General features: G+C 71.9%; 16 protein-coding genes and 1 tRNA gene. 10 read left to right on the top strand and 7 right to left on the bottom strand.

Translation table 11 applies throughout. The features are described from left to right. Positions 1-122: 122 nt before the first annotated feature. The 3 genes from WMF27_RS03115 to WMF27_RS03125 are packed head-to-tail and all read right to left on the bottom strand — an operon-like array spanning position 123 to position 2,130. Positions 123-830 (bottom strand): hypothetical protein, encoded by a 708-nt coding sequence (locus WMF27_RS03115; protein ID WP_437761745.1) that lies wholly within the window; start codon positions 828-830, stop codon positions 123-125. Then, positions 827-1,588, bottom strand: coding sequence for a tetratricopeptide repeat protein (locus WMF27_RS03120; protein ID WP_437761744.1), 762 nt, complete (start codon positions 1,586-1,588; stop codon positions 827-829). The genes WMF27_RS03115 and WMF27_RS03120 overlap by 4 nt, the downstream gene beginning before the upstream one ends. Continuing rightward, a complete protein-coding gene (locus tag WMF27_RS03125; protein ID WP_437761743.1) occupies positions 1,585-2,130 on the bottom strand; it encodes an RNA polymerase sigma factor in 546 nt (181 codons plus the stop codon). Before WMF27_RS03125 ends, WMF27_RS03120 begins: the two co-directional genes overlap by 4 nt. A gap of 209 nt (positions 2,131-2,339) precedes the next feature. Here WMF27_RS03125 and WMF27_RS03130 point away from each other — a divergent pair, with 209 nt between their 5' ends. Beyond that, positions 2,340-3,293, top strand: a complete 954-nt coding sequence (locus tag WMF27_RS03130) for a hypothetical protein (RefSeq protein ID WP_437761742.1) — start codon at positions 2,340-2,342, stop codon at positions 3,291-3,293. 25 nt (positions 3,294-3,318) lie between these two features. Here WMF27_RS03130 and WMF27_RS03135 read toward each other — a convergent pair whose 3' ends face one another. Beyond that, entirely contained in the window at positions 3,319-4,200 is an 882-nt protein-coding gene (locus WMF27_RS03135; RefSeq protein ID WP_437761741.1) for an EVE domain-containing protein, read from the bottom strand. A gap of 107 nt (positions 4,201-4,307) precedes the next feature. On the opposite strand from WMF27_RS03135, the gene WMF27_RS03140 reads away from it, so the two are divergent. The 3 genes from WMF27_RS03140 to WMF27_RS03150 all read left to right on the top strand — a co-directional run bounded on the left by WMF27_RS03140 (position 4,308) and on the right by WMF27_RS03150 (position 5,664). Further along, entirely contained in the window at positions 4,308-4,433 is a 126-nt protein-coding gene (locus WMF27_RS03140) for a hypothetical protein (protein WP_437761740.1), read from the top strand. Between the two features lie 75 nt (positions 4,434-4,508). After that, on the top strand, positions 4,509-5,099 hold the full coding sequence (locus WMF27_RS03145) for a hypothetical protein (protein ID WP_437761739.1): 591 nt from the start codon (positions 4,509-4,511) through the stop codon (positions 5,097-5,099). 133 nt (positions 5,100-5,232) lie between these two features. Beyond that, the gene (locus WMF27_RS03150; protein WP_272097664.1) at positions 5,233-5,664 is read left to right on the top strand and encodes a DUF6968 family protein; all 432 of its coding nucleotides are present in this window, start codon (positions 5,233-5,235) and stop codon (positions 5,662-5,664) included. 102 nt (positions 5,665-5,766) lie between these two features. Here WMF27_RS03150 and WMF27_RS03155 read toward each other — a convergent pair whose 3' ends face one another. Beyond that, the gene (locus WMF27_RS03155) at positions 5,767-6,030 is read right to left on the bottom strand and encodes a hypothetical protein (RefSeq protein ID WP_437761738.1); all 264 of its coding nucleotides are present in this window, start codon (positions 6,028-6,030) and stop codon (positions 5,767-5,769) included. A 282-nt stretch (positions 6,031-6,312) separates the two neighbouring features. Between WMF27_RS03155 and WMF27_RS03160 the strand changes: the two genes are divergently transcribed. Both WMF27_RS03160 and WMF27_RS03165 read left to right on the top strand, forming a co-directional pair. Then, entirely contained in the window at positions 6,313-6,645 is a 333-nt protein-coding gene (locus WMF27_RS03160) for a hypothetical protein (RefSeq protein ID WP_437761737.1), read from the top strand. Positions 6,646-6,751: 106 nt separating this feature from the next. After that, the gene (locus WMF27_RS03165; RefSeq protein ID WP_437761736.1) at positions 6,752-7,894 is read left to right on the top strand and encodes a D-alanine--D-alanine ligase family protein; all 1,143 of its coding nucleotides are present in this window, start codon (positions 6,752-6,754) and stop codon (positions 7,892-7,894) included. A 26-nt stretch (positions 7,895-7,920) separates the two neighbouring features. On the opposite strand, the gene WMF27_RS03170 is transcribed toward WMF27_RS03165, so the two are convergent. Together WMF27_RS03170 and WMF27_RS03175 are read right to left on the bottom strand one after the other, a co-directional pair. Beyond that, positions 7,921-9,015: a GHMP family kinase ATP-binding protein gene (locus WMF27_RS03170; protein ID WP_437761735.1), complete on the bottom strand. Its 1,095-nt coding sequence runs from the start codon at positions 9,013-9,015 to the stop codon at positions 7,921-7,923. Positions 9,016-9,205: 190 nt separating this feature from the next. Then, positions 9,206-9,706, bottom strand: a complete 501-nt coding sequence (locus WMF27_RS03175; RefSeq protein ID WP_437761734.1) for a hypothetical protein — start codon at positions 9,704-9,706, stop codon at positions 9,206-9,208. Between the two features lie 338 nt (positions 9,707-10,044). Between WMF27_RS03175 and WMF27_RS03180 the strand changes: the two genes are divergently transcribed. The 4 genes from WMF27_RS03180 (at position 10,045) to WMF27_RS03195 (ending at position 17,362) form a co-directional block, all read left to right on the top strand. Further along, positions 10,045-12,396 (top strand): ATP-binding domain-containing protein, encoded by a 2,352-nt coding sequence (locus WMF27_RS03180; RefSeq protein WP_437761733.1) that lies wholly within the window; start codon positions 10,045-10,047, stop codon positions 12,394-12,396. A 161-nt stretch (positions 12,397-12,557) separates the two neighbouring features. Beyond that, positions 12,558-12,634, top strand: a tRNA-Met gene (locus WMF27_RS03185). 773 nt (positions 12,635-13,407) lie between these two features. Next, the gene (locus WMF27_RS03190) at positions 13,408-15,384 is read left to right on the top strand and encodes a globin family protein (RefSeq protein ID WP_437761732.1); all 1,977 of its coding nucleotides are present in this window, start codon (positions 13,408-13,410) and stop codon (positions 15,382-15,384) included. A gap of 97 nt (positions 15,385-15,481) precedes the next feature. Continuing rightward, complete coding sequence (locus WMF27_RS03195) at positions 15,482-17,362, top strand: protein kinase domain-containing protein (RefSeq protein WP_437761731.1); 1,881 nt, start codon at positions 15,482-15,484, stop codon at positions 17,360-17,362. The last annotated feature ends 5 nt before the right edge of the window (positions 17,363-17,367 follow it).

Here is a 17,367-nt window from a genome sequence, read left to right on the forward strand (position 1 = left end):
TGGGAGACCCGCTCGGGCGCGATCACCTTTTTCGTCGTCGAAGCGTGGAGACGTTTCGATGGGTACGAAGAGGTGGGTCTACGGTCGCCGAGCTCCGACCCGATGGCGGGAGCGCCGCCGGTTCACGGTCCTTCGATGCTGCAGCACACCGCGCAATCGTAGGCTTCGAGCAATTCGCGCCCTGCGCACGCGACGTCGCCGCACTCGGTTCCCTTCAAGGCGCCGCAGCTCGGGAGGCATTCCCCTTCGACCTCGATCGAGTGCGGCGGATCGCAGGGCGTGTCGTTGCCTGGAGGCTCGTCGCCGTCCGGCGTGAAGTACAGCCGATCCAGCTGGACGCCCTCGACGGCGTTCGCGAGGACGAGCTCGTGCGCTCCCGCCGAGAGGGGGAAGCGGAGCGGCTCGCCATAGCGCGTGTCGTCGTGGAGATCGTCCCAGAACCAGATGTCACCGACGCTGATGCGCCAGAGGTACCAGGGGCCGCCGTCCACCTGGAACCAGAAGCGGTTGTTGAGGGCGCTCGGAGCGTGGATCCGCCCCCAGATCACGTATTCTGCCCCGCTCGGCGCCTCGAAGCTGTAGCGAGCCCGCTCGAGCCCCGGCGCCTCGTCCGAGGGCATTCCGGCAGGGGGCGCGATGAAGCGGCCCCCGGAAGCGCGGCTGTCTTCACCGACGGTGAAGCCGTCGCTCAGCTCTCCGAGCTCCGCCTCGATATACGACGATCCGGACACGACAGGCGCCCAGGCGCCGACCGAGGTGATCTCCGCATCACACCCGGAGGCAGCAAGGCAGCCGAACGCCACGATGCGAGCGGCCGACCGGCGCTTCACGGCTGATCCAGGAACCGCCTGAGCTTCGCGCTGTGGGGGCTCTTGGGATACTGCTTGACGAAGGCGTGAGCACGCCGCTTCGCCTCCTGCGCGTTGCCGCGCGCGGCCAGCACGTCGATGGCCAGCACCTCGCGCTCCTGCCGGAGCACGCCGTTCGGGAACTGCGCGCGCAGGCGCTCGAGGAGCGCCGTCGCTCCCGCCACGTCTCCAGAGCGCAGCTTGGCGCGCGCTTCCGCGAGCAGCGCGCTCTCCGCGCGCAGAAGATCGGTCTCCGTCGGCTTCGGCCCGCTCGGCCGCCGGGTCGGCTCTGCCGCGGTGGGACCATCGAGCGGCGGCTCCGGAAGCGCCTTGGGCTCCTCCAGAGGCGCCACAGGGGCCTGCGGCACCTCCTGCGGCACCTCCGCGGGCGCGCGCTCCGGGGCCGCCGCGCGGGGCGGGGCAGGGGGCTCGTCCGGGGAGGAGAGGGCCCAGTACCCTCCGCCGAGCACCAGGCCGCCGCCCACGAGCACCGCCGCTGCCTTGACCGAGAGGGCCGACGGCAACAGCGAGCCGACGCCAGCCTTCGTGGCAGCGGCGGCGCTCGAGCCGGCCGTGGCGCCGACGGCCGTCCCCGCCGCCAGCTGTCCCGCGATGCCGCGCCATGCGCGCTCCTTCGCGCCCTCGGGCGGACCCACGTGGCGCACGCTTCCCAGGAGCTCCCGCTCGAGCGGGTCCGCCCCGCTCTTGACGCTCAGCAGCCGCTCAGGATCCCCCGTCACACGGCCTCCTTTCGGCTCGTGTCCTGTGCCAGCGCGAGTCGCTTGACCTCGCGCGAGAAGGTTTCGCGCGCCAGGCGGAGGCGCGAGCGCACGGTGCCCACGGAAATGCCCAGCAGGTCCGCGATCTCCTGCCCCGACTTCTCCTCGAGCTCGAAGAGGACGAACACGAGGCGCTGCGGCTCCGGCAGCTTGTTCAAGATGGCCTCTGCCGCCTGCGCGCGCTGCCGCGACTCCGCGTTCTGCGCGAGCTCCTCGGACGCGCCGCCGTAGAGGTCCATCTCCGCGGCGTCCGTCGTGACCTCGCGCCGGAACCGCGCGGAGCGCCGGTAGTCGCTCGCAACACGCTGGCAGATGCCGAAGAGCCATGTCGTGAGGAGCGATCGACCCTCGAACTCGGGGAGCTTGACATGCGCGGTCAAGAACACCTTCTGCGCCAGGTCGAGCACGTCCGCCTCGCGCACCCCGAGGCGCCTGAGCGAGCACCAGACGAAGTTGAAGTGCGCGTCGTAGAGGGCTCGAAACTCGGGGTCCGGTGTGCTCATGCCGTGACGTCCCGGTGACCTGTCAGCGAGCGAGACGAGCAGACGCCGCCAGCTCGAGCGCGGAATTGTGAAGGGACGATACCACTCGGCCTCCTAGTGGGGACGCCGGCCCGGGACGATCACAAATAAATGCGCGTGCTCCGCGCGGCGGCTACCCTCGCGTCGTCCGGATGCGGAGGCGTCGCGCTTTTCCCGTGGTTCTTGGTGCGATGCTGGCGGCTTCGGGGACCGCCACGGCACAGACCGAGCCGTTCCTGAGCGTGACGCGCGGCGCTGGCGCCGAGAGCTGCCCGGACGCGGCGGGCCTCATCGAGCGCGTCGAGCAGCTGCGCGGCCGGCCGGAGACGGGTGCGAGCGGCTCCTACCTCGTCGACTTCACCGGGGATACCGACGGCTTCCGCGTGTCCATCCGCAGCGGGAGCGGCGCGCGCGAGCTGCGCGATCGCAGCCGCAGCTGCGCCGGGCTCGAGCAGGCGGCGGCGGTGACGCTCGCGCTGCTGCTCGACTCCGACGGGCAGGCGTCGTCCCCGCAGGGGCCCGCGCCTCCAGCGCCGGCGCCTTCGCCCAGCGCCTCGGCGGAGCGGCCGCCGGTCGCGCGGCCCGCGCCGGCGGGCGCCGGCGGCGGCGAGCGCGAGGCGCCGGCGTCCGAACGTGGCGCCACGCGGCTCACGCTGGCGGCGGGGGCTGCCGGCCTGTTCGGCGTGGTGCGTCCCTTCGCGCCCGCGCTCTCCGCGGAGCTCGGCATCGGCAATACGCGATTTCGAGCGGCGATCGGCGCGCTCTGGCTCGTCCCGCAGACGCTGGAGCTCGGGCCGGGCGAGCTCCGCGAGACGATGCTCGGCGGCGCCGTGCGCGCCTGCTTCGCGGCCGCGGGCGCTGGGGTGCTGCGCTTCGACGTGTGCTCCGGCGTTCACGCTGGCCGGCTGAAGGTGGCGGCGAGCGGCTTCACGCGGAACGACGCCGTCGAGAAGACGTGGCTGGCGGTGCCGATCGAGCTGTCGCTGGCGAGTCTGGCAGGTCCGCTCGGCTTCGAGGTCGGTGCCGCCGCGCTGGTGCCGCTCCGGCGCAACGATTTCTCGGTGGATGGCGTCGGGGTCGCGTACAGGTCGCCGCCGGTCGGCGCGCTGGTGTCGCTCCGTGGCGTCGGGAGCTGGGTGCCGTAGGCGCCCTGAGGGATCCCCGCGTCCATCATGGGGCATGACCGAGCCCGAGCCTGAGCTGCCGTTCCTCGTTCGCATCGGTGATGCTTTTGACCTCAGCCACGAAGATCGTGGTACCCACTTCCCAGGCGAGGTCGTACTCCGGTTCGCTCAGGGACGGCGAGCGTGGCTGGAGACCGTGGCTCTGAAGGAAGGCGGCGAGGGCGTTCTGCGTTTTCGCGTGTCCATAATTGCCGCGCTCGATCTTCTCGAAATCTACCTCAACAAAGGGAGCGCGCGAGGTGAGGACATTGGTTTCGTCGGCATGGCGGTACGCCAAGCCGATTTGCGTTGTCTTTGGGACGAGCGCTCGCTGAGTCCATCCACCAGCCGCAGCCACGACGGCCTCCCATTGCTCGGGGGTGACGTTGAAGACCGTGCCGCCGCGTGCGCGGGCGACTGACAGGCCGGAGAGCACGTTCTCGTGTTCGTTGAACCAGAGTGGAAGGCCCGGCGGCGTGACGTATCGGATGCGGACGCGGTCCTCTACGTCTCCGGGTCCGGGTGGTGTTGCCCAATACGGGTTCTCATGATCCGGCATGCCCCGGGGGCCCTCGACGACTTCGCCGAAGGCAACGATGCCCCGCCGACCACCGCGACCTTTCCCGCGCCAAATTATAACGTGGTCGCCGATTTTCATCGGGCGGCCGGCCGTGGTCCACGTGTCTATCGCGCGGTCCCGGACGGCATCCTCCACGCGTACGCCACTCGGCGGCGGTCGTGTGGGAGCGGCCTCCGGAGGGTACGAGGCGAAGAGGGCTGCCGGGGAGCGGCTCAGGGCGGTCATCGCGCGGTTCTTGGCGGTCATCGCGCGGTTCTTGGCGGTCATCGCGCGGTTCTTGGCGGTCATCGCGCGGTTCTTGGCGGTCATCGCTTCGCTTTTGCTGACTGTGGACCGATGATGGCAATCATCGACCGGTGATGGCAATCATCGACCGGTGATGGCGACCATCGACCGGTGATGGCGACCATCGACCGGTGACGGCGACCATCGCGCCCTCGGTGGACTCGCCGGCTCGGGTCGTGCCGGCGTCGAGGATCCATGAGCAGGCCCTGCTCGCGACCCAGCGAGAGCGCCGCGCGCTCGCCGAGAACGTGCTCTAGCGGTCACCCGCCTTGCGAACCTCGCAGCTGGCGACTAAGCCACCAGCTTGTCCCCATCATCCGACGGAGGAACCCATGGCACCGCGAAAGAAGAATTCGACTTGGACCACGTGGGAAGACATGCCGCTCGACGAGTTTCGAGTGCGGGCCGGGAAGGCCAAGGCCCTCGCCACCGAGTTCGTCGAGAAGCTCGACGAGCTCTTCCCCGGCCTCGTGACGCTCACCAAGGAGCAGCGGAAGACCGCGCCTAGGCTGCGTGACGGCGAACACGCGATGCTGCACAAGGTGCTCGACGTGGTCGACATGAAGCCGGCCCTATTCGAGTCGCTGGCCGATCAGGACGAAGGCATGGACCCGAACCGCTTCGAGACGGCGCTGCTCCGCGAGCGGATCGAGAAGCACCTGCTCTTCAGCGACGTCGCGGCGAGCCTCTCCTCGGTGGGCGGCGAGCTCGGCGACTCGACGCTCTATACTGCCGTCAAGTTCCGCGAGACGCTCTATGCCGCCTACCGCATCGCCAAGACGCACGCGCAGACCGACCGGAAGGTCATGGACGTGCTCGCGCCGGTCGTCGACTTCATGCGGAAGAACGTCGCCGCCGCGGCCGCCGCGAGAAGGACCCGCACGCCGGTTCCCGCCGAGCTGCCGAGCTCCGGAGAGGCGTAGCCTCGACCAGGGCGGGGGAGCGCGCTGATGCGGCCCCAGGAGAGGCCGCGAGCGTACAGACTCTGCGAGTTCGGCAGCATGGCCTGTCTGGCTCGTGTAGTGCACGGTCGAGTTCTCGTACTAGCCTCATCGCATGGATCAGAAGGATTCGCCGATCGCGGAGCGTCGCTACAGCGTGGAAGGTCAGCCTGGGCGAGAAATCATCTTGAAGATTGGACGGCCGTTCGAGGTGAGCCCTCCTGGGGTGGACTGGGCGTGTCCCGTCGTCTTCGAGGGCCTGGACGACGGATGCAGCAAGTGCGTGTACGGGATCGACGGTGTGCAGGCGATCCAGCTCGCGATGCAGTACGCGCGCAACCAGCTGGAGGCCTCCGGGCTGCAGCTCCTGTGGATGAACGAGGAGCCGGGCGATCTGGGGCTCCCGCGCCCGATCGAGAGCACGCTCGGCGTATGGTTTCAGCGCGAGCTCGAGCAGATGGTGGAGAGTGAGCAACGCAGGATGCACGAGATCGTGCTCAAGCTCGGCGAGGTGCGCGAGCGGCGCCGGAAATCGACTGGAGCCTAGCTTCGGCGCGGTGCCCGTTCCGTCCCGTGGGCTGGGCGGATCGACCGATGCGTGATCCTTTCATCGTCGGCTCCTGCTCCGTCGAGAAGGCGGTGCTCCTCATCACATCGTTTCGACCGACTTGAGCATCTCCGGAATGAAGTGAAGTCTCGGCCGGAGCAGCCTGTCGCGGCGCCCGGGCTGTCGGACCTGAAGCATGGCGCCGGTCGCGGAGCTGTTCGAGGCATCCAGCAGATCGTCGGTGAACGTATAACTGTAATTCTCTTGCTTGGTCGGTGTCCTGTCCTCCGCAGCGGCTTCGGGGATCGAGACGCCGAGAAACAGCAGCGCGGCTGTGACTGAGATAAGCGATCGCGGCTTCATCATGCCTCCTCGCCTTGTTCGGACACGAGCGAGGTCCGCAGATTGGGACCCTTTTTGCCGAGCTCGATGTCGCGTCGCGGAGCTCGCCGGGGCGGCCGCGGCCGGCGCGCGCGGAGCTCCCCGTCCGGGTGCCCACCCGAGGGGGCAGCCCAGGTGGACGATGCACCCCTGCGTTCCGTGCCGACAGGCGCGCTCGATGTCGTCGCGGATGGCTTTCTGGACGGACCACCCGATCCGGTGACAACGCAGGTGACATCGCTCTCCTTCCGCGTAGAATCGGGCCCGATGCTCACCTGCAGTCGAAGGAGCACGACGGGCGGTCTCATCGTTGCGGTCGTCGCGGCGCTGGCCGTGATCGTCCCCGCCGGAGCGGCGAGGGCGAGCGAGGAGACGCCGGCGAAGGTGGCGAACGGCCTCGCCGTCGGCGCTCAGCTGGAGGCGCTCGCGGACGTCAAGGTCGCCCGCGCCGAGGTCGCCCGGGGCTCGAGGGTGAGCGTGGCCAGGCTGATCGAGCGCCAGGGCCAGCTCACCGCCGTCGACGTCGAGCTCGCCGACGGCCACGTCGCGCGCGTCGCGATGGCGACCGTCCGCACGTCGTTCCGCGTCCTCTCCGAGTAGCCGTCTTCTTCGAGTCGCTCGAGTCGCTCGAGTCGCTCGAGTCGCTCGAGTCGCTCGAGTCGCCGGCTTCTTCACCCCCGCGCGCGATCGCGGCTAGGGTGCCGCCATGCGGAACCCCGCCAAGGTGCGCGTCGCCGTCCTCTTCGGCGGCCGCTCGGCCGAGCACGAGATCTCCCTCCTGTCCGCCCGCTTCGTCGTCGAGGCGCTCGACCGTGACCGCTTCGAGCCGGTGCTCATCGGCATCGACAAGTCCGGCCGCTGGCTGCTCCAGGAAGAGGCGCTGCTCCTCGGCGCGGCGCGCGACCCCCGCCTCGCCCGGCTGAACGAGGCGATGCCGGAGATCGCCCTCGACGCCCACCCCGGGCCCGCCGGCGAGGCCACGCTGACCGTGCCGGGCGGCGCGCGCTCCCCGATCGACGTCGTCTTCCCCGTCCTGCACGGGCCCACCGGGGAAGACGGCTGCGTCCAGGGCCTCCTCGAGCTCGCCGGCGTCCCGTACGTCGGCTCCGGCGTGCTCGGCTCCGCCGTGGGGATGGACAAGGACGTGATGAAGCGCCTGCTCCGCGAGGCGGAGATCCCCATCGTGCCCCACGTCACCCTCCGCCGGGCCGCCTGGGACCGCGATCGCGGCGCGTGCATCGAGCAGATCGCCGCCCTCTCCGCCCCCGGCAGCGCCGGCTCCGGGCCGATCTTCGTCAAGCCCGCGAACCTCGGGTCGTCCGTCGGGGTCCGGCGCGTCAAGGCGCGCTCCGAGATCGAGGCGGCCGTCGAGCACGCCTTCGAGTTCGATCTGAAGATCGTCTGCGAGCAGGGCGTCGAGGGCGTGCGCGAGATCGAGTGCGCCGTGCTCGGCGACGACGACCCCATCGCCTCCGTGCCCGGCGAGATCGTGGTCGGGCACGCCGACGGGTTCTACTCCTACGCCGCGAAGTACATCGACGCCGACGGGGCCACGATCCGGATCCCGGCCGACCTCTCCCCGGCCGAGGCGAACGCCGTGCAGTTGGTCGCGCTCCGCGCGTTCCGCGCGCTGGAGGCGTCGGGGATGGCCCGCGTCGACCTCTTCCTCTCGCCCGATCGCGCGCTCTACGTGAACGAGATCAACACCATCCCCGGCTTCACGGCGATCTCGATGTACCCGAAGCTCTGGGAGGCGAGCGGCATCCCCGCGCGCGAGCTGATCGAGCGCCTCATCGGGCTCGCGCTCGAGCGCGGCGCGCGCAAGGCCCGCCTCAGGACGAGCGCCTAGCGCCGCGCGGCGCGCGTCGGCCCGCGTCAGCCCCCGTCGAGCCGCACGCCGGGGGCGCCGAGCGCGGGCCGCCGCACGAGGCACGGGCCGAGCGCCTCGAGGATGCGCGCGTGGCGCTCGGCGGGCGCCCACACGAGGATGTGCCCGCCGCCGCCTGCGCCGCACACCCGGAGGACCTCGACCCCGAGGCCGTCGAGCCGCCGCTCCAGCGAGAGCGCGAGCGCGCTCGCCGCCCTCGAGAGGCGCACCTTCGCGGCCGCGCCCCGGCGCATGCCCGAGAGCACCAGCGAGAGCGAGCCGAGCTCGAAGCCGCGCGCGACCTCGCCGGCCGCCGCCACGAGCTCGCCCTTCGCCTCGCACGCCGAGCCGGCGTCCATCCGATCCAGCACCTCGCCCGACACGCGCCGCACCTCCGTGTCCACGAGCAGCAGCCCCGCCGAGAGCGCGGGCACGAGGTCCGGGCAGCCGATCGCGAGCGGCCGCACCCCCGAGCAGCCGCCGGCGTCGAAGGCGAGATCGAGCAGCCCCCCGAACGCCGCGAACACCTGATCCTGCGCGCCGCACGCGTTGCACAGGCGCTCGCGCTCGATCGCGACCGCCTCGCGCGCCAGATCCTCCGGCGCCACGGCCTCTCCCAGCGAGGCGCGCAGCGCGAACAGCGCCGCCACCGCCACCGACGCGCTGCCGCCCAGGCCGGCCCCGGGCGACGTCTCGCTCTCGACCCGCAGGGCGACCCCGTCGCCCACGCCCGCCGCGGAGAGCGTCGCCTCGATCAGGCGGAACGCGAGATCGTCGCGCGGAGGATCCGCGCGGCGGCGCAGGAGGACGCGCGCCCCTCCGGCGCCGCCGGCGCCCTCGGTCGGGCGCGGCTCCGCCCGCCCCTCGCCGCGCGCGGCGAGCTCGAGCCGCACCCAGCCTCGATCGAACGGCTCCACGATGACGCGCACGCGCAGATCGATCGCGGCGCCCACGACACGCCCGCCGTCCTGTCGGGCGATGCCGGGCAGGTCGCTGCCACCCCCGGCGAAGGAGACGCGCATCGGCGCGCTCGAGGCCGCGCGCCACAGCGGGCTTCGCAGCGTTCGCGGCGCGGAGAGGGAGCCGGCGCAGGGGATGCTCATGCTGTCCTTCGGCGCGAGCGCGACCCGCCGGGACGCGAGCCCGCCCCAGGGACCGAGGCGGAGCGCCCCGCGGCGGCACCCGGTGCAGGGAGCAGGCCATCGATGGAGCGCCCGGCGTGCACGCTTTCGCTCGGTCCCGCCCGGTCCCGCCCGGTGCCGCTCAGTTCCGCTCCGTTCCGCCCGGTGCCGCTCAGTTCAGGTCCTTGCTCGCGGGCTCGCTCCGAGGCGAGGGCTGCGCGCGGGCCGCGTCGAGGATCCGGTCGATCACCCTGAGCCCGGCCGCGAACATGTCCCGCTCAGCGCGCTCGCCGCCGGCGTGCACCTCGGCCGCCTTCTCCCGGAGGGCGAGCGCGTCGCGGCGGACGACCGGGAGGCGGGCCGCGCCCGCCGCCTCGGCGATGCACCCGGCCAGATCGTAGATGAGGAACGCGTCCTCCTCGCTGATCCGGGCCTCCGCACGGCGCCCCTCGGCGCGGGCGCGCGCCGGGGATCCGGAAGCGCGATCCCCCCGGGCGTGCGGCGCGACCTCCCGATCGTCGTCCCCGATCGAGCCCGAGGAGACGCGGTCGAGCAGGCTGGTCAGCTCGACCCGGTAGGCGGCGAGGACCAGCGCGCAGAGCGCCCCGCGATCGCGCAGCGAGAAGAGGATCAACTCGAGGAGCCGGTCGGACCGGGTCGCGCAGTTTTGCATCGCTGCCTTGTACGGCGTCCGCCCACGTGACCTCAATCCCGAACGCCACCGCCCGCGGCGGATCCGCCCTCGGACGCGGGGCACGTTACGCACCGAGGGCGCTCGCGTGGCGCGCGGCGGCACACCGAGGCGCGAACCGCCCCGTCGAGGCGCGCGCCGGCCCGTCGAAACGCGCCGAAACGCGGATAGCGTGGTGGGCCCCACGCGGCGGTTGCGGAGCTGTGCCGGATCGGTCAATAGGTCCGACCCTCCTGCGTCAACGGGCCGCGACGGATGTCTGGCGTGCTGACGCTCCGGCTCAGCCTGTCACCTCAATCCACCCTCGCATCGGCATCCCCGTGACCGCGAATCGTTCTACGAGCCCCACGCCCACCCGAGAGCAGTCCACCGCGCCGTCCTCGGCCACCCTCACGACGTCCGCCCGGCCCGCGCCGCCCGCGCCGCCCACGTCGCCCACGTCCAGCGACGGCGCGCCCGGCGCCGGGCTGAGCGAGCGCGGCGCGGCGATCGTCCGCGAGGAGGAGGCGCTGCTCGCCCGCGTCACCGCGTACCTCGCCACCGCCGCGACCAAGCCGTCGCGCCCGCCGCCTGCCGAGAACTACGAGGAGCAGCTCCTCTCGCTGCGCGATCAGATCGCGGCGGCGCGGCTGGAGGACGTGCCGGCGCTGGTGCAGCAGATGGAGCGCCTGCAAGGGATCGCCGCGCGGCGGAACGAGAACGTCGTCGAGCCCGTCGATCCGAAGTCGCCTTACTTCGGCCACCTGCGCCTCCAGGAGAAGGGCCGCCCCGAGCGCGACGTCCTCATCGGGCGCACGACGCTCGTCGACGCGAGCGCGGGCGTGCGGATCGTCGACTGGCGCCACGCCCCGGTCAGCCAGATCTACTACCGCTACGAGGAGGGCGCGGACTACGAGGAGACCTTCGGCGAGCGCGACGTCGAGGGCACCGTGCTCGTGCGGCGCACCGTGACCATCGACGACAGCGAGCTCTACCGCATCTCGGCGCCGCAGGGGACGCTCGTCCGCGGGCCCTCGGGCGGCTTCCGGGAGATCGCGACGCGGGCGACCGAGCTCTCCGGCGGGCAGGGCAGCGCGGTGCGCCCCGAGGACATGCGCGACATCGCGCGCGCGGCGGCGGGCGGCGCGCGCGGCGGGCTCGGGACGGGGGCGGCGTTCCACGCCCGCGAGGACCGGCACCTCCCGGAGATCGCGGCGCTCCTCGACCCGCGGCAGTTCGAGCTCATCTCGAAGCCGGACGCCGGCATCGTGGTCATCCAGGGCGGCGCCGGCAGCGGCAAGACGACGATCGGCGTCCACCGGCTCGCCTTCCTCTCCTACAACGGAGGCCGCCGCTTCACCGCCGACAAGATGCTCGTCATCGTCGGCAGCCCCGCGCTCCGCGCGTACATCAGCGAGGCGCTCCCCGCGCTCGGCCTGGGCGGCATCGCGGTCGAGACGTTCTCCGAGTGGGCGCGCGCGGCCCGGAAGCGCGCGTTCCCGTGGCTCGAGGCGCCGATCGAGGAGAACACGCCCTCCGTCGTGACCCGCTACAAGACCCACCCGGCGATGCTCCACCTCCTCGAGCAGCGCGCGGCGGAGCTCAAGGACGACGCGCGGGCGCGGCGCGACTCGCGCGGCACCCTCGCCTTCTGGGCGGACGTGCTCACCGATCTCGACCGGGTGATGGCCGCCTTCGAGGCGGCGGGCGACCCCGAGTTCGGCCCGGAGCAGGTGAAGCGCGCGTGGCGCTGGTGCGCGGACCGCTGCCCCGCCGTGCTCGACCTCGACCCCGGCGACCGCGCCGAGCGCAAGGCGGCGATGGCCGACGAGCCCGCGGACGACGACGACGACCGGGGCGGGGACGGGCGCGAGGTCTCGAGCGACGACCGCGCGGTGCTCGACCCCGAGGACGACGCGCTCCTCCTGCGGGCGTACCAGCTGCTCCGTGGCGAGCTCCGCAAGGGGAAGAACGTGCTCGTCTACGAGCACCTCTTCGTGGACGAGGCGCAGGATCTCGCGCCGATCGACCTCGCCGTGCTGCTCGGCGTCGTGGCCGAGCCGCGCAGCGTGACGCTGGCGGGCGACACGGCGCAGCGGCTCTTCATGGACTCCGGCTTCCGCGACTGGCGGACGACGCTCGACGACCTCGGCCTGTCGCGGGTCGACGTCGAGCCGCTGCGCATCGCGTACCGCTCGACGCGCGAGGTGCTCGCGTTCGCCCGCGCGGTGCTGGGCCCGCTGGCGGATCCGACGCCGCCCCTCGCCCCGCGCAGCGGGGCGCCGGTCGAGCACCACCATTTCCCGAGCGCCGGCGCGGCCGTCGCGTTCCTGGCCGACGCGATCCGCCCGCTGTTCGCGCGCGAGCCCCGCGCCACGCTGGCGATCCTGGCGCGCCACCCCGAGCAGGCGGACGTCTACTACGACGCCCTCAGGATGGCGGAGATCCCGAACCTCCGGCGCGTGCGCGCCTACGAGTTCGCGTTCCGCCCCGGCGTCGAGGTGACCGAGGTCCGGCAGGTGAAGGGCCTCGAGTACGACTACGTGGTGCTGGTCGACGTGAACGCGTCGACCTACTCGGCGGACGACGAGTCGCGGCACCTGCTCCACATCGGGGCGACCCGCGCGGCGCACCAGCTCTGGGTGATCTCGACGGCGGCGCCGTCGCCGCTCGTGCCGGACTGGCTGGGCTGAGGGGCAGGGGGACGAAGGGACCGCTCGAGCGCAGCCGAGCTGTGCCTCCCTCGGCAGGCCTTGGAAGGCATCGGAAAGCCTCCGAGGGGGAGATGGACACAATCGACACCGGGCCGTGAGAGAATCCTTGACCGGAGCGAGGCCGTGAGTAGATTCCCTCTCGCGCGGTGGAGCAGCCTGGTAGCTCGTCGGGCTCATAACCCGAAGGTCGTGGGTTCAAATCCCGCCCGCGCAACCACGACCCAAGTAGCAAGAAGCAAGAGGACGCGAGGATTGGTCGGAAAGGCCACCTCGCGTTTTTCGTTTTCAGGGTCTGTCCGCTGACGCCGAGCGTGAGGCCGGAGAGGCGGCCTGAGCGAGCCCGCCGTCCGGCCCCTTCAGGCGAGCGCTGCTCGTCGCGCGCTTTGCCTGCTCGCCTGGTGTGAGCCTCTCGGGAGAGGTCCTGGTCGTCCCGGCGGCGTCGCGCGCCCTGGGCCCCAGTCGCTCCACCGGAGCGCGGCGGCACGGAGCGGCTCGAGCGCAAGGGCGATAAGACGCTCACCCCTTCTGGAACATCGAGCGTCGATGGCGCGAACTCCATCGCTCTCTGCGGCTCCGGCGCGCCGCCGCTCCGATGCCCTGTCCGTCGGCGGTGTCGCTCGGGAAGTGCGCAGCGCTACGGGGCCGGTACAGGTGCGGTTCGCCAGCGCCACATCCGCGGCCTCGGTCCGCTCGTCGCGCCGCCGCGCCCCCGGCGAGCTCGCCGCGATCTGCGCGCGTTCGTCGTGCGTTCGTTGCGCCTTGGTCGGGCGTTGGCGGGGCGTTGGTGGGGCGTTGGTGGGGCGTTGGTGGGCATGGCACGCGCTTCCACGGGCCCCTCGCGCCGGCGGCGCAGCCCTCTCGCCGCGCCGTAGGCAGGCGCCGGCCCCGTGATGTAGGATGGCGATAGAGGCGGCTCCTGTGCTCTGAACACGCGCGCCACGGCGCGCACCTCACCGGCGCATTCCCGGTAACCTCCAGCGGACAACCACGATGGCCAAACCGAACGATCCCTTCGCACCCTCGACCAACACGCGCGGCGCCGCGACGCCGGGGGATGCGGCCAAGCCGCAACGCAGCGCCGGCGCGCCTGCGCCCGCGGCGCGTGCGTTGCCCTCTGCGGGGCCTGCCACCCAGCGAGGGCCGGGGGCCTACGGCGCGCCCGAGTTCCTCAACAAAGCGCGCAGCGCGCAGCCGCCGGAGCTCCTGAGCCAGCGCACCATCGAGCTCGTGCAGTGGTCCTGGGCGAAGGTGATGCCCATCTCGGACGCCGCGGCGGCGCTGTTCTATGAGCGGCTGTTCACGCTCGAGCCGTCGGTGCGGCCGATGTTCAAGAACGATATCGCCGAGCAGAAGAAGAAGCTCATGCAGACGCTCTCCGTGGCCGTCGATGGGCTGAACAACCTGCCCAAGCTCGTGCCGGTGCTCCAGGGCCTCGGCGTCCGGCACCAGGGCTATATGGTCGTCGATCGGCATTACGACGTGGTGGGCGAGGCGCTGCTCTGGACGCTGCGCGAGGGGCTCGGCGACTCCTTCTCGGCCGAGGTCGAGTCCGCGTGGAAAGAGGTCTACGGCGTGGTCTCGGACGTCATGAAGAAGGCCGCCGCGGCCCACGCGGCCGTGGGCGGCGCGCAGGCGCACCCCTCGCCGGCGCCGGCCGGGAGGGAGGCCCCGCGGATCGGCGCCCAGCAACCGGCGCAGCGCGTGGCGCCCGGGGAACCGTCGGTGCAGATGCCGAAGTCGGTGCCGCCGCCCTCGTCGACCAAGGCCTCGCGGACGCTCGTCGGGGTCGTGCCGCCCTGGCAGGGCGACCCGCCGCCCGCGCCCGCGCCCGCCGCGGCGCCCGCGGGCGCGCCGATCAGCCTGCGCACCATCGAGCTCGTGCAGCGATCGTGGGCGAAGGTGATGCCCATCTCGGACGCCGCGGCCGCGCTCTTCTACGACCGCCTCTTCGAGCTCGAACCGTCGGTGCGGCCGATGTTCAAGAACGACATGGCCGAGCAGAAGAAGAAGCTCATGCAGACGCTCGCCGTGGCCGTCGATGGGCTGAACAACCTGGGCAAGCTCGTGCCGGTGCTCCAGGCGCTCGGCGTGCGGCACCACGGCTACATGGTCGTCGATCGGCATTACGACGTGGTGGGCGAGGCGCTGCTCTGGACGCTGCGCGAAGGGCTGGGCGACGGCTTCACGCGCGACGTCGAGTCCGCGTGGAAAGAGGTCTACGGCGTGATCTCGGACGTCATGAAGAAGGCGGCCGCAGATCACGTCGCGAGCGGGGGCGGTCGCAAGGCCGACGCCGCGCCCGCGCGGGCGCCCGCGCAGCGGCCGCCCCTCTCGGAGCAGCGCGCGCCGGCGCCGTCGAGCGTCACGGAGGTGATGCCGGCGAAGAGGCGCCCGGGCCCGCTCGACGAGGACGCCGACACGCTGCACTACCAGACCAACCCTGCCCATGAGGCCATGATGACCAGCGGTATCCACCACGAAGAGTCCCGGGCGGCGGCGCGCCCGGCATCCGCAGCGCCCCCTGCCGTCGCGAGCGCGAGCCCGCAGGGGCTCGTCATCCCGTGGGCGGGCCAGGACATGGTCGTCAACGTCCACGTCAAGCTGGACGGTCCGCTGGTGACGGTCCCGGTCGCCTCGCCGGGGATCGCGTCGCCGGCGGCCGCGGCGCCCGTCGTGCTGGAGCCGACCGGCCCGAGCGGCCTCGCCGCGGGGCTCGCGATCGCCCTGCTCTCGATCGCCGCCTCGATGGCCACGGCCATCCTGATGACGGTGGGCGGCGCCGACAAGGCTGCGGCCGGCGCGGGCGCTGCGGCCGGCGCGGGCGCCGTGCCCAACATCGCGTCCCTCGCGACCTACGCCGTGCCGATCATCGTCACGGTCCTCGTCCTCTCCGCCTTCACGATGGGACACATCCTGGGGCGGGGTCGGGCGCGGAGCGACGCGGGGCCCGGCGCGGGGCAGCTGTGAGCTCCTCGTGCGGGTCGTGAGCGGGTCGTGGACTGGAAGCCGACGCATTCGCCCGGCGAGCGCACGGGTTTGATGGCAAGATGGGAATGAGAGTCCGATGATCGCGGAGCCTGCGAGTACGCTGACTCACCTGGCGGGGCAGTGGCTGGGACCGTTCCAGCTGATCCAGCTGCTCGGCATCGGCGCGATGGGCGCCGTGTACCTGGCCAGGGACAGCGTGCTCCAGCGCGACGTCGCGGTGAAGCTGATCGCGAAGGGGAGCGCGGACACCGATCCCGAGCGGCGCGACCGCTTCCTGCGCGAGGCGCGCGCGGCGGCGCGCCTCCTGCACCCGAACGTGGTGCAGATCTTCCAGGTCGGCGAGGACGAGGACGTCCGCTACATCGCCATGGAGTACGTCCACGGCCTCACCATGGCGCAGGCGGCCAAGCAGCACGGCGGCCGCCTGCCGGAGCAGTTCGGGATCGAGAAGATGCGCGAGGCCGCGGCGGCGCTCGAGCTCGCGGCGTCGTACGGCATCTCCCACCGCGACGTCAAGCCCGCCAACCTCCTCCTCAATGCGTCGGGGACGCTCAAGATCGCCGACTTCGGCCTGGCGTCCCATCCGGAGAGCGGTCCGCTCGGGGGCAGCGCCGCCCGCACGCTGGAGGGCACGCCTTTCTACATGAGCCCGGAGCAGTGGACCGGGCAGGACATCGCGCCTCCGTCGGACATCTACAGCCTGGGCTGCACGTTCTACCACCTGCTCGTGGGCAGGACGCCCTTCTCGGCGCGGGATCTCGCTGGCTGCTTCCAGGCGCACTGCCACGCGCCCGTCCCGGATCCGAAGCTGGCGATGCCGGACATCGACCCGCTCCTCGCGGAGCTCCTGCGCCGCTGCTTGGCGAAGAGGCCGCAGGAGCGGCCGTCGGCCGGGCACATCGTGGCGTTCCTCGAGGACATGCTGATGCTCCGGCGCAGCAGCGTCAGGCCGCGAGAGATGGCGGAGCCGAAGAGCGCGCTGCTCGGCGCGCCCGTGGATCTCGGCGATACGAGGATAAGCGAGCTCCCGGCGCAGCCCAGGGGCCCGCTCGCGACGCCGACGGGCACGATCCTGGTGAGCAGCTCGACCGCCGTCGGGCACTTCACCGGCCAGTACAGCTACCGGGATCATTTCGGGCTGACCGGCTATCCGTTCAGCGACATCCGGCAGCCGAGCTTCTTCTGGGACGCAGGCCCTTATGCCTGGATCTTGAGGACGCTGGCGTCGCAGATCGTCGCCGGGCAGCGCCCGGCGATCCTCGTGGGCGAGCCGGGGAGCGGCCGGACCTTCGTCTGTGAGATGATCAAGAACAAGGTCCCGCGGATCCAGGTCTTCTCGGTCGAGCCGCAGCTGCTCTTCGGGACGCGGCCGCTCGTGTCGCTGTGCAGGCAGGTGGGGGCGACGGCCATCACACCGACGCTGAGCCAGCAGTTCCTCGTCGACGCGTTCCTCGGGCAAGCGCTCCTCCGCGCCGGGTCGGACGCGATAGCGGTGCTGGTCGTCGACGGCGTCGATCCGGAGGATCACGATCTCCTGATGGAGCTCCATGACATCCTGCGCTGCGCCCCGGCGGGCAGGCTCTCGATGATCCTGGTGGGCGCCCCCGATCTCCCCGCGACCCTCGCCTCGAACGGCGTGCCGCGCGAGCTCTACTCCGGCGCTCAGTCGCTCCTCTTGCCCGGCATGACCCAGCAGGAGATGATCGAATACATCGATTTCAGGATGTGCTCGGTCGGAGGGAGCAGGCGGGGGCTCCGGCTGGACCTCGCGTCGCAGCAGCTGCTGCACGCGAGGAGCGGCGGTAGCCCGAAGCTCATCAACATCTACTGTCACAACGCGCTGACGATCGCCGCGCTCCAGGGCGAGGCGGACGTGAGCCTGTCGTCGATCCGCCTGGGAATGAAGAGCAAGAGCTACCTCACCGCCGAGGCGGCCACGAACCTGATCCGGGGCTGAGCGCG

Origin of the sequence: Sorangium sp. So ce281 (genome assembly GCF_051527395.1) — a bacterium.
Lineage (GTDB): Bacteria > Myxococcota_A > Polyangia > Polyangiales > Polyangiaceae > Sorangium > Sorangium cellulosum_B.

Coding starts and splice junctions, on each gene's coding strand:
- WMF27_RS03125 (WP_437761743.1), bottom strand. CDS start 2,130: ATGAGCACACCGGACCCCGAGTTTCGAGCCCTCTACGACGCGCACTTC.
- WMF27_RS03130 (WP_437761742.1), top strand. CDS start 2,340: ATGCTGGCGGCTTCGGGGACCGCCACGGCACAGACCGAGCCGTTCCTG.
- WMF27_RS03135 (WP_437761741.1), bottom strand. CDS start 4,200: ATGACCGCCAAGAACCGCGCGATGACCGCCAAGAACCGCGCGATGACC.
- WMF27_RS03145 (WP_437761739.1), top strand. CDS start 4,509: ATGGCACCGCGAAAGAAGAATTCGACTTGGACCACGTGGGAAGACATG.
- WMF27_RS03150 (WP_272097664.1), top strand. CDS start 5,233: ATGGATCAGAAGGATTCGCCGATCGCGGAGCGTCGCTACAGCGTGGAA.
- WMF27_RS03155 (WP_437761738.1), bottom strand. CDS start 6,030: ATGATGAAGCCGCGATCGCTTATCTCAGTCACAGCCGCGCTGCTGTTT.
- WMF27_RS03160 (WP_437761737.1), top strand. CDS start 6,313: ATGCTCACCTGCAGTCGAAGGAGCACGACGGGCGGTCTCATCGTTGCG.
- WMF27_RS03165 (WP_437761736.1), top strand. CDS start 6,752: ATGCGGAACCCCGCCAAGGTGCGCGTCGCCGTCCTCTTCGGCGGCCGC.
- WMF27_RS03170 (WP_437761735.1), bottom strand. CDS start 9,015: ATGAGCATCCCCTGCGCCGGCTCCCTCTCCGCGCCGCGAACGCTGCGA.
- WMF27_RS03175 (WP_437761734.1), bottom strand. CDS start 9,706: ATGCAAAACTGCGCGACCCGGTCCGACCGGCTCCTCGAGTTGATCCTC.
- WMF27_RS03190 (WP_437761732.1), top strand. CDS start 13,408: ATGGCCAAACCGAACGATCCCTTCGCACCCTCGACCAACACGCGCGGC.
- WMF27_RS03195 (WP_437761731.1), top strand. CDS start 15,482: ATGATCGCGGAGCCTGCGAGTACGCTGACTCACCTGGCGGGGCAGTGG.